Below are 26,253 nucleotides of genomic sequence, written 5' to 3'. Positions count from 1 at the left end.
ATTACCAGCTTATTACGCTATGAGAACGCCCCTACCATTACTCGGAAAGTTGGCCATCGGCCTCACAATGTTATCCCCTGCTGCCGACGCCCAAAACGATACTACCTATGCCGAACGCCTGGGCTGGAAGAAAGACGACCGGGTCATTATGTTCCACATCGATGATGTAGGAATGTCGGCGGAATCGAACGAAGGAACTGCGCAAGCCCTCGCATACGGATTGGCAACGTCGGCCAGTGTGATGATGCCCTGCCCCTGGACGAGCGATTTTGCCAATTACCTGCGCCAGAATCCCGGACTCGACATCGGCTTGCACCTCACCCACACTTCGGAATGGAAAGGATACCGGTGGGGGCCGGTGAGCGGAACTTCGGTAGTCCCGGGGCTGTCGGACCACCATGGCAATTTATGGAATAATGTCCCCGACGTGCTCACCCACGCCGAACCGGGAGAGATAGCCATCGAGATAGGCGCGCAAATCAGGAAAGCACGCATGATGGGCCTCGAACCTACGCACCTGGATACGCATATGGGCACATTGTGGGCATGCCCGGACTACCTCGAAGTTTACTTACGTACGGCTATAAACGAGCATATTCCCATACTGCTGCCGGCCGGGCATTTGCATTGGGTAGCCCAAAGTCTGCATAACAGCCCGCTGGCAGGGCTTCAATCGCTGGCCCCGGCGGGCTCGCCGGATTCCGTAACATTGGAGCGGTTAAGAACAACCGGGAAAAGGCTCTGGGCTGCGGGCCTGCCGGTGGTCGACGACCTTCATTTGCTTAGCTACGACTGGCAACCACCTTCCGGCTCCCAGCCAGCCGACATTCATTTAAAGGATTACAAAACCGATCAGTTCAAGCAGTTACTCCAATCGATCAAACCCGGGATCACCGTCATTCTCATCCATTGCACCGACGCCGGCGGACATTTCGATGCCATCAGTGATTCGGGGAATTCGCGCCGTGCGGATCTGCTGGCCATGAAAAATCGGGAATTAAAAGCCTTTGTAGCCCAACAGGGCTTCATTACTACAAACTGGCGGGAGTTGCAGCAGCGGAGGGACCGGTTAAAACCCTGAATAACTTAACTTGATTTCAGGCTTGAATTTCATACTACTAAATATTTAGTAAATAATCTAACTCGTTAGCTTGCCTACTAAATATTTAGTAGTATGTTTGCATTCATACATTCAAGCAATCAAATATGGAGCCCCGTTCGTTGACCCGCGCCGAAGCCGAGATTATGAAAATCCTGTGGCAGCTCGGGAAGGCATTTATCAAAGACATTCTGGCACAAATGGATGAGCCCAGGCCGGCATACACCACCGTTGCCACGTTCGTGCGCATACTGGAAAAGAAGGGAGTGGTTGCGCATACTACTTACGGCAACACCCACGAGTACTTTCCGCTGATCAGTGAGCAGGAATACCGCAAGTATGAGGTCCAGCAACTCGTTGAAAATTACTTTGACAATTCCGTCACTAATCTGGTTTCGTTCTTCATGAACGACGATACATTGAAGAAAAGCGACCTGGACGACTTAGCAGCATTCATCGAAAAGAACAAGGGTAAACAATAAAAATCAGAATATGGAAGCGCTCCCTTATTTGCTGAAAGTCAACATTTGCTGGGCGGTGTTCTACGGTTGCTACTGGGCGCTGTTTCGCAAGCATACCTTCTTTATGCTCAACCGCTTCTATTTACTCTTTTCATTGTTGATCAGCTTTGCAATTCCGGCCATCGAACTTCACGAAACTGTCGCCGTGGCCGAAATTGCAACCACTGTCACACCCACCGTCGATTCGATTATTGTTGCTCCCGCACGTTCCGGTGTTGATTCCACCCGGTATCTACTCCTTACGTGTTATGGTGCGGCCGTTATCGCAATGCTGATTGGCCTCATTAGATCTCTATGGCAAATTCATAGTATCATTCGAGGCGGAATATCGGTCCCGATGGAAGGCTATCATCTTGTGATAAGCCAGCGCCGGCACAGTCGAAGCGGATCGTTTTCATTTCTGAAATGGATGATCATCTCGAATGAGGACTACGAGCGGAATTTTGAGCCCATATTCATGCATGAAATGGTTCACGTCCGGCAATGGCACACGCTGGATATCTTGCTGATCGAGCTCTTAAAGGCGCTTTTCTGGTTTAATCCGGCACTCTGGCTTTACAAACGGGCCTTACAGGATACACACGAATATTTAGCCGACGAGCAAGCACTCGACAAAGACCGGTATGCGACTTTTCTTGTTGCTTATGCCAAAAACGCCGTTGTCACTTCCGTCACGAATCAGTTCTTTAATTCCTCGCTGCTCAAAAGGCGGATTCATATGATGTACCAGAACCGGACAGCGGCCTGGCTGAGAAGTAAATACCTGCTGCTTTGTCCGCTGCTCGCATTGGCTATCGCTCTCATGGCGGCCAGAAAGTATGTTTACGAAGAAAGAAACGATACTCCGCAAAATGCAGAAGCACTGGATTCCGTAGCGACAACTGGAAACGCCGCGGACGAATCAGGAGCGCCGGTACCCGATTCCGCTGCCGTTTCTTCTGGCAATGAACCTGTTCTGGCAAAAAAAGACAGCCCGGCCGCAAACCAAATGGCGGCACCTGATGAGCGGCGACGCATTTTGCTGGACCGCTGGCCAGGCCCTCCATATGGCAAAAGCAAGTTCCTCGCCAATACGCTAAAATACCCCAAACAAGCCTTTCTGGATGGTGTGGAGGGCCAGGTATCGGTATCTTTCCTCATTGATACGGATGGAAATATAAGCGACCCCAAAATCGAGAAAGGGGTGAGAAAAGACCTTGACAATGAAGCAATGCGGGTCGTTCGCCTGATGCCGAAGTGGACGCCAGCCCAGAAAAATAATGCGCCGGTCGCTGTTCGCTATACGATGAATATTGCATTCAGTATAGCAGTCGACACGCTGCCGCTTGCTGTCAAAGAGAAGACACCCGATTTTTGGGGAAACCGGTCCGTCTATTCTCCCGCGCCCACAGCGCCCCTCGGCACCAAACGTCTGAAAGAGTTCTTCGAAGGTCCAAAAGTCGACCTTCGGGACAGTGTTCCGCCCACTACGGTGTTACGAAAGATGGGGATCACGAGGTACCGCCCGCTTCCCGAACAGCCCGTTGATTCAAAAATTAAATAGCTCAAATAATGACACGTTGCTTATCCATTTACCTGGTGCTGTCCCTGATCGCATCAGCAGAAGGTCTATGTCAAAAAGTAAAGATCGCCACGGTCGATTTGGAATACATCTACGCCAATCTGCCGGCACATCAAAAACTGATGGCTGAAATAGACAGCTCCTCGTCCAAGTACCAGGCTGTTCAAAAGGAGAAACTGACAGCCTACCAGCAAAAGCTGCAAGCATATCAAAACCTGGGAAAACAGACGCCCGAGCCCGTTTTGAAGGATAAAGCCGCTGAACTGGAAAGCATCCAGGCCGCCATGCAGGAGTTTCAGACCAATGCAGAAAAAGACTTGCGCACAAGGTATGCCGCCCGGTTTCCCGAAATCGAGAAAATCGTCAGAACGGCGATTGCGGAGTGTGCAAAACAGCAGCAGGTGACGTACGTGGCCCGCAATCAGGCGGACTACAACGCCGGGGAGTCTACCCCGTTCCTACTTTATTCGAGCGAACCCGATACCGATCTCACCGACCACGTTTTGTCCAAATTAGGAGTCAATACCCATCCCAACAAAGGTAAACCCCGCCAAAATGGAGTCTATGTTAAATGAGCAGTCATGAAACGTACAGCGTAGCTCGCTGAACCCCGGTCAGAATATTTAGTAGTCAACGGTTACACGTTGCGTATTGAATATATCTCGCCCATAATGACTATCAGACAACTCAGGTTCATCAGTGTTTCTTATTTGCTTCTCCCGAACTTATTGTTCTTTTTCTTCTGGACCAACAGCATCCTGGCGGCATTCTGCCTTGGCATTTGCGTATGGTTATATTACTCCGAGTTTCGCGATCAACAGTTTCCGCGAGCTGCCGCTCTCAGGCTTCCGGAAATTTTCAAGATATTGCTGACAGGCGCTGTACTTAGCCTGTTGGCAGGCGTCTGCGGGTTCTTCTACCAAACCGACGATTACTGGGCCCACAATACAAAGTTCTATGAGCTGTTTACCCATGACTGGCCGCTTCGGATCCCGACCCACGGACCGGTTGTCGGCTACTATTATGGTTACTATGTGGTTCCTGCATTTATTTCCAAAATCGCCGGCCAGCTAAGTGAAGCGGCCATTTTGGGCTGGACAATGCTCGGTATGTCGCTCGGGGTCGCCTGGCTGTACATTTCGCTGGGTCACAAAATCCGGTACATGCTGCCGGTCCTCACCATTGGCGACTTCGGCCATTTTTGCAGTTCGGCGGTTTCAAAGCTTTTTGGTGTTCGTTACCCGCTCGAACATTTTGGGATTGAGATGTGGTCGAATTTTGAGAACCTGTTCTGGGTTCCTAACCAAATCATCCCCAGTATGCTGATGGGCGGCATGTTGGTCTACGGCGTCAGGCAGGGAATAGCGGCTGAGCGAATGGTATTTCCGATCGTGCTATCCTTGTGGTGGGCAGTATTTCCGGCATTTACCTCTCTGGTCCTTGTCGCGGCCATGGTCGCCGGCAAATGGTTTAAACGGCGTCTTACGGGTTTTACCTTGGATGAGATCTGTGCGGCCCTGCTTCCATTGATACTTGCCGTACCGGTCTTGCTTCTGTTTATATCACACGAGAGGCCAGCGGTGATTGGCTGGATATGGAATTTCAATAGCCGGTTTGGTTACCGGCTGCTGGAATACGGCCTGAACGTGGGCGTGAATGTTGCAGTCATGATTTTCCTTTACCGGTACTTTTCGCGGAACGACAGAACCCGGAAACTCGACGCAGCCTTCTACCTCGCTGCGATATTGCTTCTCATACTTCCGCTCGTCCGCATTGGCAAAGTGAACGACCTCCTGATCAGGGGCTTTATGCCGTTACTGATCACTGCCGGGCTCAGCACATTCCATTTCGCGTCGGTTTTTGATTTTCACAAGAAACGCTTTTCAAGCCGGATAACGGTAACCATGCTTTTAGTCACGTTCTGTATCCTGGGGTCTTCGCTCCCCGGCATCGGCCGGGTAGTGAGAGCAATGAAGGTCAATGCGATCAGTACGCAGCTACTGCCTGCATCCATCTCTTTCGAACCGGTTCCTTATGATGCGTACGCCAATGTTTACGAAGTGCTGCGAGCCAGGTGGTCGCAGACAGAAGCGGACCAATACCTGGGCAAGTCGGACTCCGTTTATGAGCGGTTCATCGCACCTGAATGCGGAAGAGCTCGGAACGATTAGCCTTACAGCGTTATTTCCTGGCGCTGAGTGACCGGAAACCGGATGTAAAAGGTCGTGCCGGAGCCGGGCGTAGTTTCAAATGTCAACTCGCCCCCCAGCGCCACGGAATACTTCTTTGCGAGCATTAGCCCCAACCCTCCTGTGCGTCCTGTGTGTAATGAAGTTTTTTCCCAAGCATCCAGAATGTCTTTTTGCACTGACTCCGAAATGCCGGGGCCGGTGTCCGCCACACAAAAAACCTGGCAATCGCTGTGGTACTCATGCGTGAACCGGACTGTGTCCTTCGGGCGGCAAGCCCGCACGGCATTGTTGATGATATTCCTTACCACAATCGTAAAAAGAAATGGATTACCTTTCAGCGTCAGCTCCCCGGGTATACTCGCCTCGAAAATCAGCCCCTTGGCCTTTGCAATGTCCTGGTAAACTTTCAGGGTATCCTCCACAGCATACAACGGGTTGAAAGCGACGTCCTGATTATTAAGTCTGCCCGCCGATTTAGTCATTTCCAATAAATTCATTAACAAGTTTTGCGTGTTAATAATGGATTGCTTCAATTCCATTTCGAGCATTTGCCTTTCATCGGTGCTGAGGGTGTAGTTGCTGATAATATCGAGGTATTTTCTTACCGAAATCAATGGGGTTTGAAAATCATGGGAAATAACCGAGATTAATCTTGCTTTTTCCTCGTGCATTTCATCGAGCATACGAGCCCGGTCTTCGGCCTTGTTTTTCTCCTTACTATAATTACGGATAATGAATCCCAGGCCAATCAGGATCATAATTACATTGACTGCATAGGTGGAAGCAATATCGATGAAATGCTCCTGCCGGTCTGCGTAAGCTGTAATAATAAAAGCCGGCTGCCGGTATTCGATCAGGAGCAATGTACCAACGATTCCCAGGTTGCCCAGCGTCAGGATCAGGTACGCGCGCGGGGGCGCAATCGCCAGCGTACAAAAATAAACAAGGCAGTATGACAGCAACGTAGAACCTGAAATGCCCGCACTTACCCGATAACTTACCACAAAAAAGAGATGGAATACCAATGAATACACCGTAGGAGAAAGCGTGGTAAACCCTTTCACACGCGACAAATAGTACAGCCCCAATTGCAGCGGGATCAGAGCGGCTGTTATCCACGCATAGGTTTGCATACCCACAACCAGGCTGAATATCAGCACGTAAACCATTACAACTATTGTTGCAATGCAAATAGAATGATAAATACGGGTTTGTAGCGTAAATACCTGGCTTGCCCCTTGAAGCCGCCGCCAGAGCTTTTTAATATTAGACTGGACTACTTGATACAAAAGGGAATTGAATTAGCTGGCTGAACATATTGATGCAGTGCAAAGCTCTGAATTTCATTCCAATCATTCAAAAATAGTTAAAACCGGGCGTACGCTTCCTGCAAGCTTATCTTTCCCGGATCCTGATGTTCCTGAACTTCACGACCGAGCCGTGGCCGAGAAAGGCAATATGTCCCGATTTGTTCAAAACCGCTTTCTGAAAGCTGCCGGGTTTTAGCCTGGCCGTAGCTTTATTCAAATGACCATCCAATATCATTTCTCAGTTTAAAATGACCTGAATATGGTCTCCTTCTGCACGCACTTCCTGTACGTTCCATGATCCGGCGGGTTTCAGGAAACCACGTTTGGCAGCGATGATTTTGTAAACAGAACCATGGTATTGCCCCGGTTCGAGACTACGGTAGTCGGGATGTTCATTATCCAGTATTTGCAGCTCCATTCCGCTATACCCGGCGGGGGGCTCAACGTAATCGTGCCGGAGCCCGAGGCCATTATTGCCCGCGGGCTCCAACGAGAACTCGAAGCGCAGGATGAAATCAGAGTAGGTGTCCCTGGAATAGAGGTTTCCGCCTCCTCCCGACTTCGGGCGCATCACAATCAATCCTTCTTCCAGCACATACTCGTTCAGATTGCCCATCCAATGCTCCATGGATGTGCCGTCGAACAGGATTTGATACCCCTGTCTTTTCTCCTTTTTGGACAGGTGAAACGGAGGCTCAGGTGCCTGTTGTGCGCGTACATCCACGCAGGTAAAACCCCATAGCAGCGCTCCCAGTGCGTATTTACAATTCCACTTCATACAGATAACCAACTGGTTTGCATATTCAAACAACCTTAAAAAAACAGCAAAAGAAACCGGAAAACCGTTCGGGACTATTCCGTGATTTTGACGGGAATTAGCATCGTTTTCGCCTGGGGGTCAATCCCGTACCTGGAAACCTGCGTAATTTCGAATGGCAGCATGTACTCGCCCACCGGGACCTTGCCGGTCAGGAGGTAGTAGGACATGGCTTGTTCGTTGTTCAGGCTGGTGATGTTAAAACTGGATTGATCAATGCGATAGGCGGCGGCCGGCAGCAATCGATGCGTCGTTCCCTGTTCCTTGTTGTAGGCGGCCAGGGCGGCCTCGCTCACCTCTACTTTGTATTGCAGGTCTGACTGGTTGTTGTAGTTGGTTTGAAGAAAGGCATAATACCTGGTTTCGGGCGCCGAGTTGGCTTCGCTGACCGATGAAGTGGCCGGTGCAAGTCCGGGTGTTTTGAATTGAATGTACGGATTCAAAATCTTGGGCACGAGCACTGAAAAAAGCTGCTGGTCAGGCGCCAGTTTAAGCGTACCGGACGAAAGCCTGAAAGGTATCGCGTAATGCAAACCAGTACCGGCTTCCAGTTTCTGAATTGCCGCAGCATCAAATTCAACTTCGAAATGAGCGCTGTAATCCGAACTTTTCAGGGATACCTGTGAAGACTTCACTTTATAAAGTTCAGCCGGCAACAAGGCATACTTGCCCTCGTACTGCGCCAGAATGGACTCATCCACATGGATCGAAACCTCCCCGCCTTGTTGTCCTACACCACTTTTGATGACCTGAAGGTGATAGGTGAAATCCTCGCCCTTGAAAATGTTCTGCACATTTTCACCGTATTTATTCAGATAAACCTGGTCGCCGACCATATTATTCATACGGCGATCTTCGCATGCAGATCCGAGTAGGGCCAGGAAGCATACCCACACCTGCACCAGCCTGCATGGAACGGCCATTGCGGCACTGCGTTTGTTATTTTTACCAGCCATAGTTCTGTGTAAAGTTTTTCATTTCGTTTAATTGTTCCTGGTTAATCGGGAAGAAATAGTGCTTCTTTTCAAACACCCTGGTGCCCGGAAACAGCGTCGACGAACGTTTCCAGGAATCATCGTAATTGGTCGCTACCAGGTTTCTGGTGTAGTTAGGGCCCACAAATTCCTTCTCCGCGATCATCCACATGCGGGCATCGTGATAGCGGTGTGATTCAAATGCCATTTCCACCATCCGCTCCTTGCGAATCAGCTCCCGCAACAGCGCCTGGTTGCCGATCACCTCCGGATAGGCCGTTTCCAGTTTGTTAAGCCCGCTGCGGCCCCTCACTTTGTTGATGTAAGCCAATGCATCCGCTTCATTGCGCTGCGGCTTTTCGTTACATGCCTCCGCATAGCTCAGGTAAATTTCCGCCAGCCTGAACATCGGCCAACAAAATTGCCCCCATTGCCCGTTCTCGGTGTTATTGCTGGGGTCGTTCATCCTCCTGAACAGGTAGCCCGCTTTCACGCAGTCGCCCGAAGCCTGGTAGCCCGACGTCCCTCCCGTGTAGAAAGTAATCACCTTGTCGCCGGAGCCGCGGTTATACCAGTTGAAACCATTGGCAAGAATGGACGCGTAAAAGCGCGCGTCCCGCCCCACCGTGCTGTTGTGCGCGCGGATAGGCGCCCAGTTATCCATCGGGTGGATGTAATTGGGCGTGAAGCCCTCCTCGCGATACCCCGACTTCGGATCTATGATGGGATACCCGTTGCCATCGTACCCAGTCACCGGGTAACGCCCGCTTTCGGCCATTGGATAGGTATCCACCAGTTTGAGGGAAGGCGAATATCCTCCGTACCCTTCCTTGACAGCCCTGGGCGGATTAGCCCTTACCACCCAGCCGAAGGCCCCTCCCAGCCAGCGTCCCCAGATCACTTCCGAATTCCAGAACTTAAAGAATATCCCCTGGTACGACTTGATCGCCTTCCGCATGGGGTCGGTTTCCGTATTATCTACATAGAGGGCATACTGGTTCATGTCGATCAGCTGCTTGGCCGTCTGCGCGGCCAATTCCCATTTGGCAGGGTCCGTATTTTGCGGAAAAATGTTTTTGCCTTCTTTGTTCACCATGCCTCTCAGATACTCCGCGCCATTAAAAAGAGGCCTTGCCGCGTAGAGCGTGGCGCGGGTCTTTGCCGCAAGGACCGCTCCTTTGGTAGCGCGCCCCGCCCACGCCTCCTCCGCAATGGTGGCAGGCAATGCAGCAATGCATTTATCAAATTCCGACAATATAAAATCGAAGTTCTCGGCTACGGTATGCCGGTCGATGGTTTCGGGGCGAATGGAAATATCCGAATCTTTATCTCCCCAGATATAAACCGGACCGTACTTACGCAGCAGGTTGAAGTAGAGGAATGCGCGGATGAAGCGCGCTTCTGCTTTCATCACTTCCTTTTCCGCCGGGCCGATTTCCACGTTCCGGTCCACATTGTTCATGAAAATGGTCGCCTGATTGATGCCGGTATAACTACTTTCCCACGTCGCATACGAGCCAGTAGTCGGGCCCCATGAGCCATTATTCATATTCAGCCACGACACACCCGACAACCATGAAAACATCCCCTCGTCGGATCTCGGAACGACGGAGCTTTCACCACCAACCATGTCGGAATCATCCGGAAGAAACCCGTAAATCTGTGCGAGATACGCCTCGGTGGTTGCTCTTTTATTGAAGGTCTCTTCCAGCGTCAGCGCATTCTGCAATTCCACGGAGAGATAATCACTACAAGAGGTAGTCACAAACAGGCACAGTAAAATGCCCGAGATGATAGAAAATTTGCTCATGTTAATCGCTTTTAAAAATTGAGACTTGCCCCTAAACTAACCGTCTTCATTTGCGGATAAATATTTCCGAAACTGGCATTGAGCTCCGGATCCCACAACTTGAACTTACTCATTGTAAACAGGTTAACACCCTGGGCGTAGAACCGCAAACTGGATACCTTCGCTTTACCTACAATGCTCTTGGGCACGGTGTAGCCTATTTCTGCATTTTTCAGCCGGATGAAACTCATGTCACGCTGGTAGAAAGTGGAGGCTTGCCGGTTGTTTTCATTATAGGCCAACGACATCCGGGCATATTCGGCATTCGGGTCCTGGTTGTGCAAGCTCCATCGCTTCTCGGCCGCGTCGGCCAGAATTTGACCATTCACCAGGATACTTCCCTGCGGCCCCTGCAACGGATCCCCGCCGATAATCCGGGTCACGTTGCCGACGCCCTGAAAAAAGGCTGACAAATCGAATTGCTTGTATTTCGCACTCAATCCGAATCCGTAGGACAGTTCGGGTACCGTACTTCGTCCGATAGCGACCCTGTCGTAGCTGTCCACTACCCCATCGCCATTGATATCCTTAAACTTGATATCACCCGGCACTACCGACCCGAACTTCTGAACAGGGCTTCGCTCAATATCCTCTACGGATTTGAAAAGGCCCATCGACACCAGTCCGAACTGCTGGTTGTAAGCTTGTCCGGCGACTTCCTGGTAGCCGTAAATCGGCGTCGGGGAATCGTTGTAAATGACCTTGTTGCGGTTGTAGGAGAAATTCCCACGGGCAGAGAGCAGCCAGTCCCCTTTCACATAGCTGTATTCAATGGAGCCGTCAACTCCCCGGTTGGCCATTTTTCCCAGGTTCACATATTGGGCCACATTAATCCCGACCACCGACGGCACGCTCTGCTGCAAAATATAAATCCCGTCGCGGCGCTCGTTGAAATAGTCGATTTGCAGTTTCAGCTTATCCCATATGCCGAGCTCGAATCCGATGTTCGTTTTGATAGCCTCCTCCCAGGCGACGTTGGGGTTACCGGGGTTACCGGTAGCAATGCCCGAAATGTATTTCTGCCCCGTGGTACCAAAAGTATACGAACCCGAATACTGCATTTCCGAATTGTACGCGAACCTGCGATCGCCCCCGATCTGGTCGTTACCGATGTAGCCATGCGAGCCCCGGAATTTCATCAGGTTAACCGCCGGAAAAAGATCATGGAAGAACCGCTCCTTGCTCAGGTTGTACCCCAGGCCGATCGAAGGAAAAAATCCGAAACGATGGGACGGCGCAAAGTTTTCGGAGCCGTTGTAACCGAAGTTACCGTCAAAAAACAGCTTGTTTTTGAATGCATATGTCACGCGGCCCGCGATCCCGATGTTGCGGTAGGGAAATGCCAGAATGTAGTTCGTCGGGAAATTGTTGGTAAACTCTCTCCGCGTGAACAGGAACAACCCTCCCACCCGGTGGTCCCCGAATGCATTGTCGTAGGTGAGTGAAGATTCCAGGTTGGTCGTCTTCGTGCCGCGGTTGGACCTCGCCAGAGACAGATAGTCGCTGCCATCCGCGTTTTTATGCAGTATCAGCTTACCCGCATCATCGCGCCCGGTGGCATAATAGGTCGCGGGATTTTTCCGCTTGTCCAATGTCGACTCATTGGTCGCGTCCCACGAAAACTTCACATTGAATTTGAGGCCGGGCACCACGTACTCGCTCAAATCCTGCGTCAGGCTCATCAGCGACTGTGCCGTGTTCCAGAAATCCTGGGAAAAGCCGGTCGTGTTGAGCGAGTAATACGGATTGCTTCCCACCAGCGGCTGCGCGTGGCTTCCGTCGGAGTAATACGGCGCGATGGCAATCGGCGGGGTGGTCATTACGATGTTGTACATGGTAGCCATGTCCACGCCCAGGCGGCTCTTGTTCTCGTAGGTATTCGAAAGGCTAAGGCTTAACTCAGTGGATTTGGTAATATCCACGTCCAGATTAGACCGGAAAGTAAACTTGTTGTACTTCACCGACGGATTGTAGGATTGCGTGACCACCGGATTAAACAGCCCGTTTTCATTGTAATAGGAGCCCGACACGTAATACCGTGCAATCCTTCCTCCCCCGGTCACATTCAGGTTCAGGCGGTTGCTCGTTGTTACATCTTTGTAAATGGTTTTCATCCAATCCACGTTCGGATACAGGTCCGGGTCTTCGCCCGACAGGTATTTTTGCTTGATATGGTCGGGAAATGGAATGGAACCGTTGGCATCGTAACTGATGTCGTTGTAGTAGTCCATCCATTGCTCCGCATTGGCCAGCTTCGGCAGCCTTATCGGCGCCAGAAAGCCTCGTTCGAAACGGGCATTAATGGTCGGTTTATCGGAATACTTACCCTTTTTGGTGGTGATAAGCACGATCCCGTTAGCCCCTCTCACGCCGTACACGGCCGTGGCACTTGCATCTTTCAGGATCGAAAACGACTCTATATCCTCAGGGTCTACCAAATCCATGGAGCGCTGAATCCCGTCTACCAGGATGAGGGGCGTATTATTAGCCCCGAAACTGCTGATACCACGTATCCAAAAACTGGATCCCGAGCCCGGCTCACCACTTCCCTGGACGGACACAATACCGGCAATCTGGCCGGCCAATGCATTGCTCAGCTTGCTTACGGGCACTTTCAAATCATTGGGAGGCACCGACGAAATGGCGCCCACAATGCTCTCTTTTCGCTGCGTTCCGAAAGCTACCACTACTACTTCTTCCAGATTCTTGTTATCCGATCTGAGAATAACATCCAGTGTTTTCTTCTCGCCGAGCTGGACTTCCTGGCTGACATACCCCACAAAGGAAAATACCAAAGTCACCTGCCCCGATGGCACCGACAGGCTGTAATTGCCCGACGCATCGGCCGATACGCCTCTCAATGTGCCTTTCACGGTCACGTTCACGCCCGGGAGCACCTCGCCTTTTTCGTCCGTTACCCGGCCGGTAACTGTTACATCTGCCGCTTTGGCCGGCGTATGCAACATTTTTCTTTCCAGCATCGCAACTGCTTTCAGCCGGTTGTCGACCGCAAAAGCAGGCACGTGTTCAAGCGGCTTTTGCACGATGCTGATTTTCTCGTTCCTTAGCACATAAGTACCCTTCTTGACCTTCATATATTGAATGCCGGTCGAGCGCAAAAGGGTTTCCAGGTTATCTTCAAATGAGGCTGATGGCCGGATACTGCTGACCGACACCCTGATGTTTTCCACGATTTTCTCTTCGAACAGCAAATCGACCTGAAACTTGTCCTTCAATTTCAGAAGTACATCCACAAGGTCCACCAGCTGAGGGCGCGTGTCCGATTGGCGAACGATGGTCTTGGAGTCGGCCAGCAGCTGTCCCAGCGAACGTGAGGGAAGCGCGCCAACCGCCAGACAGAGGAACAGAAGCCTCATAAATTGTAATCGTAGCTTCATAAACAACAAATTAAGGATAGAAAACAATTAACGGTTAGGAATTAAAATGACCTTATTCTCAGCTTTTTTGATTTCGAAATCGTACATATAAGAGAGGATCGAGAGAAGTTCGTCGGCATTTTTTGCGGGGAAAGATCCTGTTGCGGTACGCGCGGCCAGCTCCTTGCCGTTTATTTTCACTTCCACACCGAAAAGCTCGTGGATCCTGCGGGCAACTTCATACAATGGGGTATCGTCGAATACCAGCCGGTGCTCCGTCCATGCGGAGTGCTCGGCAAGCTTTTCATCAGATAGTTTCTCGATGATGATCTGGCCGCTTTTTTCGACGGTCGCGCGATCGCCCGGCAGCATGGTCAGCGGTTGGTCCCCGGCCGGCGAGGAAATTTCCACTTTTCCCTTGTTCAGCACCACGCTGGTCTTCCGGGCCCTGGTATACACGACAAATTCAGTCCCAAGCACGGTAATCAGGCTTCTATCGGCATTATGAACTTTGAAATACTGGTGATCATGCGTGTGCTGCACGGAAAACTCTGCCTCTCCATCCAGAAACACATGCCGGGTCGATTTTCCAAAACCCCAGCGCGGTACCTTTAATGTAGAGTTTGCATTCAGCAGCACGGTACTCCCGTCGGCAAGCCGGAACCGGGTTTGCTCGCCGAAAGCAGTGTGATAGGTGCGGTAAATCAATAATTCCCTTTGCCAAAAAGCCGCGAAACTCATCAGAAACAGGCACGCTGCGGCCCAAAGCAGCACCATTTTCCTTGAAATTCTCCTTGTTGGCAGAAGCTCCGGTGTTAATGCGGGCTGCTCCTCGTCCCGCAGCTTTGCCTTTACTTTCATCAATGCTTCGGCAGGGTCGGGCTGGAATTGGATGTGCATTTTCTCCCATTCCTCCAACCACGTAAAATACAACTCCACATTTCGCGCGTCTTCCAGCCATTTCAGCACCATTTCCTTTTGAAGCGGTGTTGCATCGCCCGAGAAATAGGAAAAAACAATATACTTCGTCAATTCTGGCTTCATTTTTTTGTTCTGGTAATATGTTTCAGGACCACAGGGGCCTTGCATAGACTCAGGTTCGAGTCAAACAATTTTCAAATAGCGCAGGCCGCTTCCGTCAATGGTTACTGCCGAGCGCTCTCCTCAGCTCTCCAAGAGCCTTGCTGATATGGGCTTCGACGGCTTTCCTCGAAATTTGCAGCTTGTCCGCGATCTGCTGGTAGGACATTCCGTTAAAACGGCTCATCAAAAAAACCTTCTGATTCTGGGGAGGCAGCCCGTCGACAATTTTCACAATCCGCTGGTAGAGCTCGTCGAACTCAACCAGCTTGTCGGGTTCCATATGCATTGAAACCAGGGTGGTATCCGACAATTCCTCGGCGATTTCATTCTTAAACTCCCACCTCAGGTAGGTCAGGCACTTATTCCGCACCGACATAAAAAGATATGCGCGGAAAGAGGTGGTGATATGGATGTGCGCGGCCTTTTTCCAAAAGGCCATAAACACTTCCGAGACGATATCTTCCGCTACCTCTCTAGAATATACGTACCTCACCGCATGGCTGCACAACGGTGTGTAGTAATGGCAAAACAACAGGTCATAGCCCTTTTCTACATCTGTTTGAAATACACTTCTAATGAAAAATTCCTTATCTATCGCCGCATCCGAAGCCTCTTGCCGATCCGGGCCGGACTCTGCCTGCATCAAGCTTTTGTTCGGATAATCCTGATCCAAAGTTTTATTCTGCATCTTTTCCAGTTCGACGAATTTATGTGTACCATTTAACACAATGACAAAATTTAAAAACAACACCCTACCCTGGCCGATTAAATAATTTAAATTAGAAACTATCGGGTTACAAAAACTTCTACATTAACTTGGGACGGGCTGCATGAAATTATAAGCTTCCCGACTGATAGTGAATCTCTTGCTTATGGCACACAACACCAGAAAATACAAGTTTGAAATATTTACGGATGTGTTCGAACAAAACATCCGCAAAGGCGTTTTCAGGCCCGGGCAGAAATTACCGTCAGTGCGCGAATTGAAACAGCAATATCAAACCAGCATAAGCACCATCCAGAGCGGATACGAATATCTGATCATTCGCGGTTTGGTGGAAAGCATACCTAAATCGGGTTACTACGTGGTCAATAAGCCGGATACGGCTGCTCACCAGCCCCATGCCGTGCATCAGCCGATTGCGAAAGATCCCGTTTTCACACGCAACCTCGAACTGATAACTTCCCGGCGCGGCGGTCACAGGGTCTCCGAATTCAATGTAGCGGCCCCGGGAGACTTGTTGATTCCGCAGAAATTATTGCTACGCACCATGCAGCAGGTGATCAGGGAGCAGGGTGCCGGGCTGCTCCGGTATTACCCGCCGAACGGTTCGCCTGAACTTAGGGACCATATCATCCAACGTGCCGCAGTCCATAAAACCGCCATCAACCCCGACGAACTGCTCATCACCGACGGCGCATTGCAGGCATTGTATATTGCATTGGCGTCCGTGTGTGAAGCCGGTGATGTGATCGCCGTCGAAAGCCCGTGTGTGTTTTCGGTGCTGGAAGTGATACGCGTGCTTAATTTGAAAGTTGTGGAGGTTCCCGTGAGCCCTTATGCAGGGTTCGATATCGACTTTTTGCGTATAGCCTGTCGCAGTAACCGTATCAAAGCGGTGTTGGTAACGCCCAATTTCCATAACCCGACCGGAATCCTGCTCAGCGACGAACAGAAAATTGCCCTGCTTGCTGTCGCCCGGGAATTCAACGTCGCGGTTATCGAGAACGACATCTACGGCGACCTGCATTTCCACGGCACCAGGCCTTCCACGATCAGAAGTTTCGATGACAGTGGTCTCGTGCTCACTTATACTTCCTATGCTAAAACGCTCGCTTCCGGAATAAGGCTGGGCTGGTTAGCTGCCGGGAAATTTATGCAGCGAGCAGAGCAGATCAGGTTTGCATTAGGCAGTACCGTTTCCCCATTGTACCAGGAAACCGTGAACCGGCTCCTCGCCGACCATAGCTACGACCGCCATGTCCGCGCATTCAGGATACAGCTCGCCCGAAACGCTCATCATGCGATTCAGCTGATTTCCGAAAATTTCCCTGAAAAAACGTCCATTCTCACACCCGCAGGCGGGTACAATGCCTGGGCACAAATGCCGGATGGCACCGACATGGATCACTTTTATAAACAATGCGAGCAAATCGGGGTCCGTTTCACACCCGGCTACACCTTCTCATTCTCCGGAGCTTTCGACAACTGTTTCCGGATCGTTTTCGCTGATAAATTCTCTCCCGAAAGAATTGCCGTCATCCGGCTCGCGGGGCAGCGTTCCAGGTCCAATCTGTACTGAGCATTTTGTAAAAAAGTGTACTGTGTATCGCCCAAAGGCAGCTCATAAATTTGGCGCATAACTAGCTACACAGTAACATGAAAGTCACAACGAAATTCACCATTGCCACGGACCAAGGCGTGGAAACCTTGCTGGTGCTCACCAGGCAACTGGCCATCGAAAAGTACTCGTCGATCGTAGAGCCCCCCCTCCTTGATCGCTACATCGCTGAAAATTTCTCAAAAAAAGCATTGATCGACGAGCTTAACAGCATGTCCAATCAATGGCTGGTGGTATATGCCGACAACCGCCCGGCCGGATATGCACGCATCACCACCCGCGGCCATAAACCGCAGCTGCTGGACGGCAAGCCGTCGGTGCGCATTGCCGATTTCGGGATTCTCAACGTCTTCACGGCACCAGCCATCCGGGACGCACTGTTCGAAAAGTGCCTCGCCGTCAGCCGCGCGCACCACGGCATTCAAATATGGGTCAACGAACACCTCGAAAGCCCATGGATCGGACTCTTCGAAAGCAATGGCTTCACCAGGATACAGGATGCCTGTGAGTTGGATGGGTTGCCGCTGCAATCTGTATGTTTGATCGCGTCGTGATCTGGCTGAATGAGGCATTGAAAACCGCGCGAGCGATAATTCTCCTTTCATTTCTCGCTTTGTCTGTAATTCACGTTCTTGTAAACCGGTGCGAACCGCATCAGGAATATCGTATTACGTAAGCCGTCCCATGTTTGTTATTGAAAGTTATCTGATCGCAGTTTTCTTTTGTATTGTCACCATGCTCTGTTGGGGCTCCTGGTCGAATACCCAAAAACTTGTGAGCACAAATTGGCGGTTTGAGCTTTATTGTTGGGACTTCGTCAACGGAATCGTACTGGCTGCCCTCATTTTTGCATTGACTTTGGGAAGTTATGGCGATCACGGCAGGAGCTTCATAGAGGACATCCGACAATCCGATAGTAATAGCATTTGGAGCGCCATACTGGGCGGAGTCCTTTTCAATGCTGCGAACATTCTGTTTACGGCTGCCATATCATTTGCAGGAATGTCCGTCGCATTCTCAGTCGGCGCGGGATTGTCGTTGGTGCTAGGCGTCATTGTAAACTTTTTGGATTCCCCCGTCGGCAATATCATGCTTCTTTTCCCCGGAGTAGCACTTATTGTGATAGCGATATTGCTCAACGCCCACGCTTACAGAAAAATGGCTGCCGGAGCAACCACCATTTCGACCAAAGGCCTGCTATTGTCGATTTGCAGCGGTCTCCTGATGGGACTTTACTATAAATACGTTGCGAATTCCATGTTTCCCGACCCGCTAACACCTTTGGCTGGAATGCTTAGTCCTTACACCGCCATCTGCTTCTTTTCCGGCGGCGTTTTACTGAGCAATCTGGTTTTAAATCCGCTGATGATGGTCAAACCATTTAGCGGCCCACGGGTCAGCTTTTCAGCGTATTTTGAAGGCAGTAGGAAGGATCATTTCTTCGGCGTCGTTGGAGGTCTTGTTTGGTGCATTGGCATGCTATTCAGCATTATAGCCTCCTACAAAGCGGGTGCCGCTATTTCATATGGCCTGGCCTCTGGAGCAATCGTTGTGGCTTCTATTTGGGGAATATTCGTTTGGAAAGAGTTTAAGGACGCCCCAAAGGGGACTCAGGCGATGCTCAATGTCATGCTGGTGTGCTTTTTCGTCGGTTTACTCATGATCGTTTTTGCAAGGTAAGATGCAGTCAATATTAAAATACCTCACCGGCGATGCAGGCGAGGTATTAAAAAACGCTTAGCGCTATTTTAGCTCCAAACTAGCCATTGTGGTTAATTCCACACGCGCTTGTTTGGGCAAGCCTGCTACGGCTATGCACGTACGGGTGGGGAAGCGATCGGTGAAATAGGTTTGGTATACCTCGTTCAGTTGGTCGAAATACCGCATATCCGTCAGGTACACCGTAACACTCACAATGTGGCTGAAAGTTAACCCATGTTCAACAAGTATTGTCTCAATATTGGTAAACACCTGTTTTACCTCGTCCTCAAAGGAGCTCGTCACCAGTTGTCCGCCAGCGGAGCCGATCTGCCCCGAAATGAACAAGAACCCATTGGATACCAAGGCTTTTGAAATCGGCACTGCCGGTGCAGCAGCTTTTTCGATTGTACTCATGTGATAGATTGCTATAATTACAGTTTAATCCTATGGCTGCAATATACCGCATTTAGGCTTCCTTGTCACGGTATTTTCAAAGTAACACAGCGGTTTTGATCTGATCGTTTAAATATAAATCTCCCCCTTCAAATAAAGAATTGCCGAACCCGTGAGCTCCACCCGATCTCCCAGCAAACGGCATCCCACTTTTCCGCCGCGTTCGGAGGTTTGAAAGGCCGAAAACGCTTGCTTCTGAAGTTGGTCGGCCCAATAAGGCACAAGCGTTGTATGGGCGGAACCTGTGACCGGGTCTTCATTTACCCCTTTCGCAGGGGCGAAATAGCGGGAGACAAAATCGTACTTTTCAGCTTTGGCAGTCACAATCAGGCCACCGGTTTCCAGATCGGCTATTACGCTGAGGTTTGGCTTCAAATGTTCGACGTCTTCCTGATTGTCAAAAATCAGCATTGTCCGGGCCTTACTCCGATAGGCAGCGACGGGCTGCTTGTCGGTAGCTGCCAGGAGCTCCGGAGTCAGTGGCACTTCGCTAAACTGATCCGCCGGGAAATTTAAAGTAAATTGATCACCCTGGACCGTTACAGGAAGTTCTCCGCTCCTGTGGGAATAAAATGGGATTGTTGTTCCCGGGAAACTTTCGTATTTTTTCAATACATATGCAGTGGCAAGCGTCGCGTGCCCGCAAAGATCGACCTCCACTGCGGGCGTAAACCAGCGGATTTCGACCCGGTCGCCTTTCACTACATAGAATGCGGTTTCGGAAAGATTGTTTTCCCCGGCAATCTTCGACAACATCCGATCGTCCGGCCACTCCTGTAATGGACAAACAGCAGCTGGATTTCCCCGAAAGACTTCATCCGCAAAAGCATCAACCTGATAAATAGCAATTCTCATAACCTTGTTTTTTCACAAAGTTAGACGACCTGCAACAAAGGGCACAGATACAGTTTCAACTACTATTTAGAGTACAGAAGAAACATCCATCAGCAACTCTCTATCGGTCATCAGTGTAAGTAGCGTTGATCGGCAGGTAGTAAGCTTCCGAACGGTCTCTTACGAGGGCATAGTTGTTCGGTGGATCTGCAAGCGTTTGGTAGGTCACCGGATTTTGGATCGATACCATGGATGGTTGAAGGGTTAACAGGCCGTCCAGCGTTTGGTAGGTCAGGCGCGTGAACACAAGGCTTGTTTCACCGATCGCCATATTGAGTTGCGGGGCTGCGTAATACCGGTTTGGCCATAGCACACTGGGATCGTCCGGTTCACCGCCCGGGACCGATTCGCTGATCCAGTATCCGGTCGGAGTAGGAAATGCCGGGCTGGCTATCCGCTTGACATGCAGCCTTATTTTGTATTCCAGTGTAGCGGTGGTCGTACCTGTCCGGTTGTAGGAAAAAGCCTCGGTAGTCAGCAGATGCACATTGTGGTTGCCGGGCGTCAGTGTGGCGTAAACGTCGGTGTTGGAGCTTCCGCTCATGATGTCGATCTGAACGATCTCAAATTCGCACGGGTAGAGTCTTGGACTTCCGTTTACCCGCAAACAGTTCGATTGCCCGGGATCTACCGGACCGACGTGATCCGTACAGGACAAAGCCACTACCATGACCAGCATGGAGAAACCTGCAAGCGTTTTTCGTAGAATCATTTCATTAGGCTGCTAAGTGGTGAGTGTATAATACTGAAATTCAGCGCGTTGCTGCGGGCGTAATTTAGCCATTGAAAATTACCGCGACAAGAAAACGTAAAGAATTTATTTAGAGTTACATACAGCAAATTAGCCGGCCTTGTAGTTGCCTGGTATATGGCCCACAAATAGCCCAAAATGCGCTACCTCAGCAGGGACCTGATGATGGGTGCTACAATGTCATAGGGCTGTCCCATACTGACCATATTACCAGTCCACGCCTTCACAATGACTCCCTTTTGATCGACAATGTAGGTGGTCGGAAATCCACTGAAAACAAACTTTTCAGCAATGCTGCCGGAGTTTGCGCTGATATCAAAGAGAAACTTTCCGGTATTGAGGTACAATGGTTTTAAAGCTTGTTCCTCATCGGTTGCAAATCCGATAAAGTTCACATTCTTAGTCCCGAACTCTTTCACCAGTTTGTTCAGGGATGGCATTTCAGCCACACACGGCCCACAGCCTCTAAACCAAAAGTTGATCACCAATACCTTACCGCGCAGATCAGCATTACGATACCTTTTGCCATTGATCGTCATAAACTCCAAATCCGGGATCTTTTTTCCACGAACACATTCCGACCACTCGTTCGAAGCCTTTCGCAACTCCAGGCTGGAACGGCTCGACAAATGCTTCAAGCCATATTTTTGGGTCTCATCGTTTGCATAGATAGTTTTTTGCGCCTGATATAACTTTGAACCGCAAGCCTGGATTGTCTGGCCCTGGGCATTAGGCAGCGGGGCGAAAATGGCAATCATCAAAAATACCAAATGCTTCATAGGTGACGGGAGATGTTCGTATCTGTACCTTAAAATACACAATGCATCAATTCACAACTTCAAAGTCCTTTGTTTTGTTTATATAATTTATTTATATATTGAAACCGCAATTGATATAAACACAACATTCCATGAACGCTGCGAAAATCGTCCTGCTCGTAATGCTAGCATGCGGCCTATCCTGCTCAAATGACCGGGCTAAGCTCGGAAAGCCTGCTCCCGGCACCAAAGATGCACTTTCCGACTTTGCGCATTGGTGGAGCTATCATTCCAAAAACATCAAATTTTATAAGCATTTCACGCCGTTCGACACCGATGCGCGTTCTATACCGCTCGACTCATTCATGCAAAAATACCGCACGGGTGAGTATGCGGTTTTAAAGTACACGCACGACGATACGACCATTCAGTACCAGCTCAAAAAACTGGATGCCAACAGCGAAGAGAACATCCGCAATCAGCTTCGCGCTACGGCTTACAGTGATTTCAGGGATTTTCTTAAAGTGGGGAAACTGCTGGAAGGTTTTGGTTACCGATCCATCGACGGCCAGGCCTTTGACCGCGAAACTACCCGCGACAAATTCGTCGTGATGAAATTCTGGTTTATCGGCTGCGCGCCCTGCATCGAAGAAATGCCCGAACTAAATGCCATTGTGGCTAAAAATAGCGAAAGGAAAGACGTCGTTTTTCTTAGCGTCGCGCTGGATCCGCAGCCTGCATTGCGGAAATTCCTGGCCGGCAGGAAGTTCGACTACGCCGTGGTGGGTGATAAGAAGGATTACGTCGCCGACACGCTGGGCATCAACGCATTTCCTACCCACCTGCTAATCGACAAGCGGGGAAATGTGGCGGGCATTTGCAGTAACGTGAAAGATTTAAAAGAAATGCTGGGCGACCATTCCATTGCGGAATGAAAGTGCTATCCCTTGAAGGACCTTTGAAATTGACAAAACGCAAGCACTGAAAATACCAGAAAGTACGCCATACTTACCAGCAGAAAGCGCTCGGGGTTCGCATGATCAGGTGATGAATTATAGTTTAAAAGCATGATCGAATATGCATATGGGAAAAAGTCGGCGTAGCCTCCTTTGCCATTCATCAATACGGCAAGCGCTATTCCAGCCAGACCGACACCCAGCGCGGAAATCAGATTCCTGACTTTGAGTCCAAGCCAAAAATGAATGGAAATGATCGCTAATACGGCTGTTTTAACTTTGATAGAAAAATCTAACACCGTAAAAACCTCAGGGCGATGGATGCCGAAATTGAGTCCAGGTTTACAGATGCCTAATATTTCTCCGGCAACGAAAGTAAAAAGGACAAACAATGCCATGAAAGCAAAAACCATCGTCAATACAAGCAGGTACTTGCCCGCGAATATGATTGCTTTCGACACGGGAAGCACCAATACATGCTTCCATGCATTAGCCTTGTATTCTATGTTGAAAATGAGCCCTATCAGCAAAATAATATAGAGCGGCATGAACAAAATAATACCGTTGAATGCCCTCGCGAACAACTCGCTCCATGGGTTCACACCCGCCGCGGGAACAAACATCTCCCAGTTGTAAATGTACGTGATGATCAACATGAGCGGAATAATGGCAGCTCCAATGACTGTCAGCCAGAGTGCAAACGTCCTGCGAAGCTTGATCAGCTCGGTCAGATAGAAGTCGGTCAGATCTCTCATATCAGCGCTTCACCAATTGGAGGAAAATTTTCTCAAGATCGTCTGCATGCGCGGCAAGCCGGTAAACGTCCAGGCCGGCTTCACACATCATCCGGCAAACTTGGGCAGCCTGTTCTTTGTTCGCCAGGCGCAGCGTCAACCTGCCTCCGGTATTGCACACAACATGATACCTACCATCTAACAATGCCGCTGCGGCCTGATTATCATTCGTTTCGAGGTCGATGGTTGAATTTTCAAAACGCAGATCCTGCAAAGCTTGCATGGTGCCTTGAAAAACAAATTGCCCCTCATTGATAATCCCGATGTGCGTGGCGAGCTTCTCCACCTCTGTAAGGATGTGGCTTGATACGAGAATCGTCGTTCCGCAATCCCGGTTCAGCCTCTGAAAAAGCTCCCTGATCTGAATGATCCCATGCGGGTCCAAACCATTCGTGGGTTCGTCCAGGATCAGTAGCTCCGGCGCCGGAAGCAAGGCAACTGCCAGCCCCAGGCGCTGCTTCATTCCGAGTGAAAACTCCCGCACTTTAACGCCGGTAACCGCCGACAAGTCAACGGTTTGCAATACCTCGCTGATCCTGGATCTGGAGAGCTTACGAATGCGCCGGTTGATTTCCAGATTTTCAAAGGCTGTTAAATGCTCATAAAGGGAAGGTGCCTCGATCATCGCGCCGATCCTCGAAAAAAGATGCCTGCGATCCTGTGCGAATGGTTGTCCAAACAGCTCTACCATTCCGTCGTCTGGCGGAAGCAATCCGAGCAGCAACCGGATCGTGGTCGTTTTTCCGGCGCCATTCGGGCCCAGGAACCCGTAGATTTGCCCCGGCCCAATATTCAAATCGATGTTTTTAACGGTTGGAGTTTGCGGCGTATATCCAAATCGCAATCCGTTTGCGGAAACAATGGCGGTCATTTGTGGTATTCAATAGTGGCTAATAAACCTGCTACAATGTTACACTGCTCGCCTCTGCGATAAAAAAGATCGGACAGACGGGTAAGAATTGGTGCCCGGAACGTATTTTTCAATGCCGAAACCTTATCTGCCAGTCCAACGATTAATCCCCCCTTTCACCTATGAAGCCTGTCGACGTCTTGGCATCCGGATTAATAGCATCAAAAACCGGCATCCATGTCGTATTCTGCCTGACGTTTGTCGCCATATTTTCGATCCCCGTTGTTTTAAGCGGCAACGAAGGAATAGGCTTTGCGGCACTTTGCTGCTGCCTTTACATTCTGTTCAGTACCTATCTGGGCAGATGGCTGGGCAAACTAATCGCCTCCCAGAACGTAAATTGGCCAGTTGCCCTCGGAGCGCTGGCCGTTTTTACAGCCTGGACGGTGCTGGGGACCATTGGGGCCGGGCTCCTTTTCAAGGGCGATTACTGTAACCATTTTGGACAATACCTGGCGATCAGCTTCCCGCTGGTTGCCCTGTTCGCATTCCTGGGAGTTTCCGTGTCATTGGTAAGAGGGAGCCTCGTACGACAGATCAATGATGCCAACTTACGTCAGCAGCAAAAGCAGAGCGAGCTTGAACTGCTTATTGCGCAGCTAAGCCCTCATTTTCTTTTCAATACGCTCAACAATATCTATGGACTCTCGATTACTCAGCACAGCCGCGTACCCGACCTGCTGTTAAAGCTCTCCGAATTGCTGCGTTACTCGCTCTATCAAACCAGGCAGCCATTTATCCCCGTTTACAAGGAAATTACCTACATTAAAAACTATATTCATTTTGAAAGGATACAGACGGACGCCAAAATCTGCTTCGAGGAGCAAATCGAAGAGGTGGCCGACAGTAATTTGCTGATTGCGCCCATGCTGTTGATTGTGTTTGTCGAAAATGCTTTCAAGCACTCACGCCATGCGCAAAGCGGTTCTCCGGCAATCAGGGTTAAATTAAATGTCAGGGATAGTTGGTTGCATTTCGAGGTTTGTAATACCTGTCCGGCAGCCATTCCGCGTAGCAAAGAATTGCCAGACTCCTCCGGCATGGGGCTCAACCACACACTTCGGAGATTGGAACTGATCTACGGGAATAACTTCCGCTACCACGCTGAAAAACAAGGGGACGAATACAAAATGAAGTTAGCGCTAAAAATGAAAACGCCATGATAAATTGTCTGATCGTCGACGATTCCCCGATTGCGCGGGATATCCTATCCGAGTACTGTAAATTTTCGCCGAAACTAAATGTAGCAGGCAGCCTGGGCGATGCCCTGGCCGCGCGCGAAACAATGGCAGTGTCCGACATTGATATCCTTTATGTCGACATCAATATGCCTGTTTTGAGCGGCATTGAGTTGGTAAGGACTTTACCGAGGCAACCCCAGGTCATTTTCACGACCGCTTACAGTGAATTCGCCGTCGAAGCATTCGAGTTGTCGGCGTGTGATTATTTGGTGAAGCCGTTTTCGCTGGACCGGTTTATCATTGCAACGGAAAAGGCAGTCAAAAATATCGCCGCCGATACAAAGCGGCGCCTTCCTCAGAGTCATTTTCTATTCATTAAAAACGAAGGAGCTATCCACCGCGTAGATGCCGAAAAAATACTCTACCTCGAAGCCAGCAGGAACAATACGAAAGTCGTGACCGAAGACGATATGTTGATCAGCACGATGTCTTTGTCGTATATCGAAAAGAAATTGCCCGGCAACGGATTTCAGCGCGTACACCGCTCATTTATCATCAATACCTCGAAAGTAACCAGCCTTCATCACAACAAAGTGTTTATCAAAAAGAATGCAATCCCGCTCGGCGAAAACTTCAAATCGGACTTTATAAAGGCGATTGGATTGACATAATCGCCAGCCTTCGCTGATTCAGCATACCTGAACCAGACATTTATATTATGTACCCGCAG

The 26,253-nt window shown here is 50.0% G+C and carries 24 protein-coding genes; 11 read left to right on the top strand and 13 right to left on the bottom strand.

The window, feature by feature from the left end; all coding sequences use genetic code 11:
- Positions 1-19 precede the first annotated feature (19 nt).
- The 5 genes from J2Y43_RS20220 to J2Y43_RS20200 all read left to right on the top strand — a co-directional run bounded on the left by J2Y43_RS20220 (position 20) and on the right by J2Y43_RS20200 (position 5,352).
- Positions 20-1,081: a polysaccharide deacetylase family protein gene (locus J2Y43_RS20220; protein WP_309986370.1), complete on the top strand. Its 1,062-nt coding sequence runs from the start codon at positions 20-22 to the stop codon at positions 1,079-1,081.
- Between the two features lie 125 nt (positions 1,082-1,206).
- Positions 1,207-1,581 (top strand): BlaI/MecI/CopY family transcriptional regulator, encoded by a 375-nt coding sequence (locus J2Y43_RS20215; RefSeq protein WP_309986368.1) that lies wholly within the window; start codon positions 1,207-1,209, stop codon positions 1,579-1,581.
- 10 nt (positions 1,582-1,591) lie between these two features.
- Complete coding sequence (locus J2Y43_RS20210; protein ID WP_309986365.1) at positions 1,592-3,163, top strand: M56 family metallopeptidase; 1,572 nt, start codon at positions 1,592-1,594, stop codon at positions 3,161-3,163.
- Positions 3,164-3,171: 8 nt separating this feature from the next.
- Positions 3,172-3,756 carry an OmpH family outer membrane protein gene (locus J2Y43_RS20205; protein WP_309986363.1) on the top strand — a complete coding sequence of 195 codons (585 nt, stop codon included), beginning with the start codon at positions 3,172-3,174 and terminating at the stop codon, positions 3,754-3,756.
- 96 nt (positions 3,757-3,852) lie between these two features.
- Positions 3,853-5,352: a hypothetical protein gene (locus J2Y43_RS20200; RefSeq protein WP_309986360.1), complete on the top strand. Its 1,500-nt coding sequence runs from the start codon at positions 3,853-3,855 to the stop codon at positions 5,350-5,352.
- A 2-nt stretch (positions 5,353-5,354) separates the two neighbouring features.
- Here the strand turns inward: J2Y43_RS20200 and J2Y43_RS20195 are convergent, their stop codons facing one another.
- From J2Y43_RS20195 to J2Y43_RS20165, 7 genes are all read right to left on the bottom strand, one after another.
- Complete coding sequence (locus tag J2Y43_RS20195; RefSeq protein ID WP_309986357.1) at positions 5,355-6,542, bottom strand: HAMP domain-containing sensor histidine kinase; 1,188 nt, start codon at positions 6,540-6,542, stop codon at positions 5,355-5,357.
- 379 nt (positions 6,543-6,921) lie between these two features.
- A complete protein-coding gene (locus J2Y43_RS20190; RefSeq protein ID WP_309986353.1) occupies positions 6,922-7,461 on the bottom strand; it encodes a DUF1080 domain-containing protein in 540 nt (179 codons plus the stop codon).
- Positions 7,462-7,535: 74 nt separating this feature from the next.
- Positions 7,536-8,456 carry a DUF1735 domain-containing protein gene (locus tag J2Y43_RS20185; protein WP_309986350.1) on the bottom strand — a complete coding sequence of 307 codons (921 nt, stop codon included), beginning with the start codon at positions 8,454-8,456 and terminating at the stop codon, positions 7,536-7,538.
- Complete coding sequence (locus J2Y43_RS20180; RefSeq protein ID WP_309986347.1) at positions 8,446-10,284, bottom strand: RagB/SusD family nutrient uptake outer membrane protein; 1,839 nt, start codon at positions 10,282-10,284, stop codon at positions 8,446-8,448. Before J2Y43_RS20180 ends, J2Y43_RS20185 begins: the two co-directional genes overlap by 11 nt.
- 11 nt (positions 10,285-10,295) lie before the next feature.
- A complete protein-coding gene (locus J2Y43_RS20175; protein WP_309986345.1) occupies positions 10,296-13,721 on the bottom strand; it encodes a TonB-dependent receptor in 3,426 nt (1,141 codons plus the stop codon).
- A gap of 27 nt (positions 13,722-13,748) precedes the next feature.
- Positions 13,749-14,744: a FecR domain-containing protein gene (locus J2Y43_RS20170; RefSeq protein WP_309986342.1), complete on the bottom strand. Its 996-nt coding sequence runs from the start codon at positions 14,742-14,744 to the stop codon at positions 13,749-13,751.
- A 94-nt stretch (positions 14,745-14,838) separates the two neighbouring features.
- Complete coding sequence (locus J2Y43_RS20165; RefSeq protein ID WP_309986339.1) at positions 14,839-15,471, bottom strand: RNA polymerase sigma-70 factor; 633 nt, start codon at positions 15,469-15,471, stop codon at positions 14,839-14,841.
- Between the two features lie 184 nt (positions 15,472-15,655).
- On the opposite strand from J2Y43_RS20165, the gene J2Y43_RS20160 reads away from it, so the two are divergent.
- From J2Y43_RS20160 to J2Y43_RS20150, 3 genes are all read left to right on the top strand, one after another.
- Complete coding sequence (locus J2Y43_RS20160; protein ID WP_309986335.1) at positions 15,656-17,086, top strand: PLP-dependent aminotransferase family protein; 1,431 nt, start codon at positions 15,656-15,658, stop codon at positions 17,084-17,086.
- A gap of 77 nt (positions 17,087-17,163) precedes the next feature.
- Positions 17,164-17,679: a hypothetical protein gene (locus tag J2Y43_RS20155; RefSeq protein ID WP_309986331.1), complete on the top strand. Its 516-nt coding sequence runs from the start codon at positions 17,164-17,166 to the stop codon at positions 17,677-17,679.
- A 130-nt stretch (positions 17,680-17,809) separates the two neighbouring features.
- The gene (locus tag J2Y43_RS20150; protein WP_309986328.1) at positions 17,810-18,805 is read left to right on the top strand and encodes a GRP family sugar transporter; all 996 of its coding nucleotides are present in this window, start codon (positions 17,810-17,812) and stop codon (positions 18,803-18,805) included.
- A gap of 63 nt (positions 18,806-18,868) precedes the next feature.
- Here J2Y43_RS20150 and J2Y43_RS20145 read toward each other — a convergent pair whose 3' ends face one another.
- The 4 genes from J2Y43_RS20145 to J2Y43_RS20130 form a co-directional block, all read right to left on the bottom strand.
- Positions 18,869-19,240 (bottom strand): Rid family detoxifying hydrolase, encoded by a 372-nt coding sequence (locus J2Y43_RS20145; protein WP_309986325.1) that lies wholly within the window; start codon positions 19,238-19,240, stop codon positions 18,869-18,871.
- Between the two features lie 108 nt (positions 19,241-19,348).
- A complete protein-coding gene (locus J2Y43_RS20140) occupies positions 19,349-20,134 on the bottom strand; it encodes a PhzF family phenazine biosynthesis protein (protein ID WP_309986322.1) in 786 nt (261 codons plus the stop codon).
- Between the two features lie 100 nt (positions 20,135-20,234).
- Positions 20,235-20,885, bottom strand: a complete 651-nt coding sequence (locus J2Y43_RS20135) for a hypothetical protein (protein ID WP_309986317.1) — start codon at positions 20,883-20,885, stop codon at positions 20,235-20,237.
- Positions 20,886-21,067: 182 nt separating this feature from the next.
- Positions 21,068-21,703, bottom strand: coding sequence for a TlpA disulfide reductase family protein (locus J2Y43_RS20130; RefSeq protein ID WP_309986313.1), 636 nt, complete (start codon positions 21,701-21,703; stop codon positions 21,068-21,070).
- Positions 21,704-21,834: 131 nt separating this feature from the next.
- Between J2Y43_RS20130 and J2Y43_RS20125 the strand changes: the two genes are divergently transcribed.
- On the top strand, positions 21,835-22,617 hold the full coding sequence (locus tag J2Y43_RS20125; RefSeq protein WP_309986310.1) for a TlpA disulfide reductase family protein: 783 nt from the start codon (positions 21,835-21,837) through the stop codon (positions 22,615-22,617).
- A 5-nt stretch (positions 22,618-22,622) separates the two neighbouring features.
- Here J2Y43_RS20125 and J2Y43_RS20120 read toward each other — a convergent pair whose 3' ends face one another.
- Together J2Y43_RS20120 and J2Y43_RS20115 are read right to left on the bottom strand one after the other, a co-directional pair.
- Positions 22,623-23,393, bottom strand: a complete 771-nt coding sequence (locus J2Y43_RS20120) for an ABC transporter permease (protein WP_309986307.1) — start codon at positions 23,391-23,393, stop codon at positions 22,623-22,625.
- 1 nt (position 23,394) lies between these two features.
- Positions 23,395-24,303, bottom strand: coding sequence for an ABC transporter ATP-binding protein (locus tag J2Y43_RS20115; RefSeq protein WP_309986303.1), 909 nt, complete (start codon positions 24,301-24,303; stop codon positions 23,395-23,397).
- Between the two features lie 161 nt (positions 24,304-24,464).
- On the opposite strand from J2Y43_RS20115, the gene J2Y43_RS20110 reads away from it, so the two are divergent.
- Together J2Y43_RS20110 and J2Y43_RS20105 are read left to right on the top strand one after the other, a co-directional pair.
- Positions 24,465-25,505 (top strand): histidine kinase, encoded by a 1,041-nt coding sequence (locus J2Y43_RS20110; RefSeq protein WP_309986301.1) that lies wholly within the window; start codon positions 24,465-24,467, stop codon positions 25,503-25,505.
- The gene (locus J2Y43_RS20105; protein ID WP_309986298.1) at positions 25,502-26,194 is read left to right on the top strand and encodes a LytTR family DNA-binding domain-containing protein; all 693 of its coding nucleotides are present in this window, start codon (positions 25,502-25,504) and stop codon (positions 26,192-26,194) included. The genes J2Y43_RS20110 and J2Y43_RS20105 overlap by 4 nt, the downstream gene beginning before the upstream one ends.
- Positions 26,195-26,253 lie beyond the last annotated feature (59 nt).

The sequence above is a fragment of the Dyadobacter sp. BE31 genome (assembly GCF_031457695.1).
GTDB lineage: Bacteria > Bacteroidota > Bacteroidia > Cytophagales > Spirosomataceae > Dyadobacter.
Note: the sequence above shows the minus strand (reverse complement) of the source record. Positions and strands in the feature narration are given on the sequence as shown.

Coding starts and splice junctions, on each gene's coding strand:
- J2Y43_RS20220 (WP_309986370.1), top strand. CDS start 20: ATGAGAACGCCCCTACCATTACTCGGAAAGTTGGCCATCGGCCTCACA.
- J2Y43_RS20215 (WP_309986368.1), top strand. CDS start 1,207: ATGGAGCCCCGTTCGTTGACCCGCGCCGAAGCCGAGATTATGAAAATC.
- J2Y43_RS20210 (WP_309986365.1), top strand. CDS start 1,592: ATGGAAGCGCTCCCTTATTTGCTGAAAGTCAACATTTGCTGGGCGGTG.
- J2Y43_RS20205 (WP_309986363.1), top strand. CDS start 3,172: ATGACACGTTGCTTATCCATTTACCTGGTGCTGTCCCTGATCGCATCA.
- J2Y43_RS20200 (WP_309986360.1), top strand. CDS start 3,853: ATGACTATCAGACAACTCAGGTTCATCAGTGTTTCTTATTTGCTTCTC.
- J2Y43_RS20195 (WP_309986357.1), bottom strand. CDS start 6,542: ATGGTTTACGTGCTGATATTCAGCCTGGTTGTGGGTATGCAAACCTAT.
- J2Y43_RS20190 (WP_309986353.1), bottom strand. CDS start 7,461: ATGAAGTGGAATTGTAAATACGCACTGGGAGCGCTGCTATGGGGTTTT.
- J2Y43_RS20185 (WP_309986350.1), bottom strand. CDS start 8,456: ATGGCTGGTAAAAATAACAAACGCAGTGCCGCAATGGCCGTTCCATGC.
- J2Y43_RS20180 (WP_309986347.1), bottom strand. CDS start 10,284: ATGAGCAAATTTTCTATCATCTCGGGCATTTTACTGTGCCTGTTTGTG.
- J2Y43_RS20175 (WP_309986345.1), bottom strand. CDS start 13,721: ATGAAGCTACGATTACAATTTATGAGGCTTCTGTTCCTCTGTCTGGCG.
- J2Y43_RS20170 (WP_309986342.1), bottom strand. CDS start 14,744: ATGAAGCCAGAATTGACGAAGTATATTGTTTTTTCCTATTTCTCGGGC.
- J2Y43_RS20165 (WP_309986339.1), bottom strand. CDS start 15,471: ATGCAGAATAAAACTTTGGATCAGGATTATCCGAACAAAAGCTTGATG.
- J2Y43_RS20160 (WP_309986335.1), top strand. CDS start 15,656: ATGGCACACAACACCAGAAAATACAAGTTTGAAATATTTACGGATGTG.
- J2Y43_RS20155 (WP_309986331.1), top strand. CDS start 17,164: ATGAAAGTCACAACGAAATTCACCATTGCCACGGACCAAGGCGTGGAA.
- J2Y43_RS20150 (WP_309986328.1), top strand. CDS start 17,810: ATGTTTGTTATTGAAAGTTATCTGATCGCAGTTTTCTTTTGTATTGTC.
- J2Y43_RS20145 (WP_309986325.1), bottom strand. CDS start 19,240: ATGAGTACAATCGAAAAAGCTGCTGCACCGGCAGTGCCGATTTCAAAA.
- J2Y43_RS20140 (WP_309986322.1), bottom strand. CDS start 20,134: ATGAGAATTGCTATTTATCAGGTTGATGCTTTTGCGGATGAAGTCTTT.
- J2Y43_RS20135 (WP_309986317.1), bottom strand. CDS start 20,885: ATGATTCTACGAAAAACGCTTGCAGGTTTCTCCATGCTGGTCATGGTA.
- J2Y43_RS20130 (WP_309986313.1), bottom strand. CDS start 21,703: ATGAAGCATTTGGTATTTTTGATGATTGCCATTTTCGCCCCGCTGCCT.
- J2Y43_RS20125 (WP_309986310.1), top strand. CDS start 21,835: ATGAACGCTGCGAAAATCGTCCTGCTCGTAATGCTAGCATGCGGCCTA.
- J2Y43_RS20120 (WP_309986307.1), bottom strand. CDS start 23,393: ATGAGAGATCTGACCGACTTCTATCTGACCGAGCTGATCAAGCTTCGC.
- J2Y43_RS20115 (WP_309986303.1), bottom strand. CDS start 24,303: ATGACCGCCATTGTTTCCGCAAACGGATTGCGATTTGGATATACGCCG.
- J2Y43_RS20110 (WP_309986301.1), top strand. CDS start 24,465: ATGAAGCCTGTCGACGTCTTGGCATCCGGATTAATAGCATCAAAAACC.
- J2Y43_RS20105 (WP_309986298.1), top strand. CDS start 25,502: ATGATAAATTGTCTGATCGTCGACGATTCCCCGATTGCGCGGGATATC.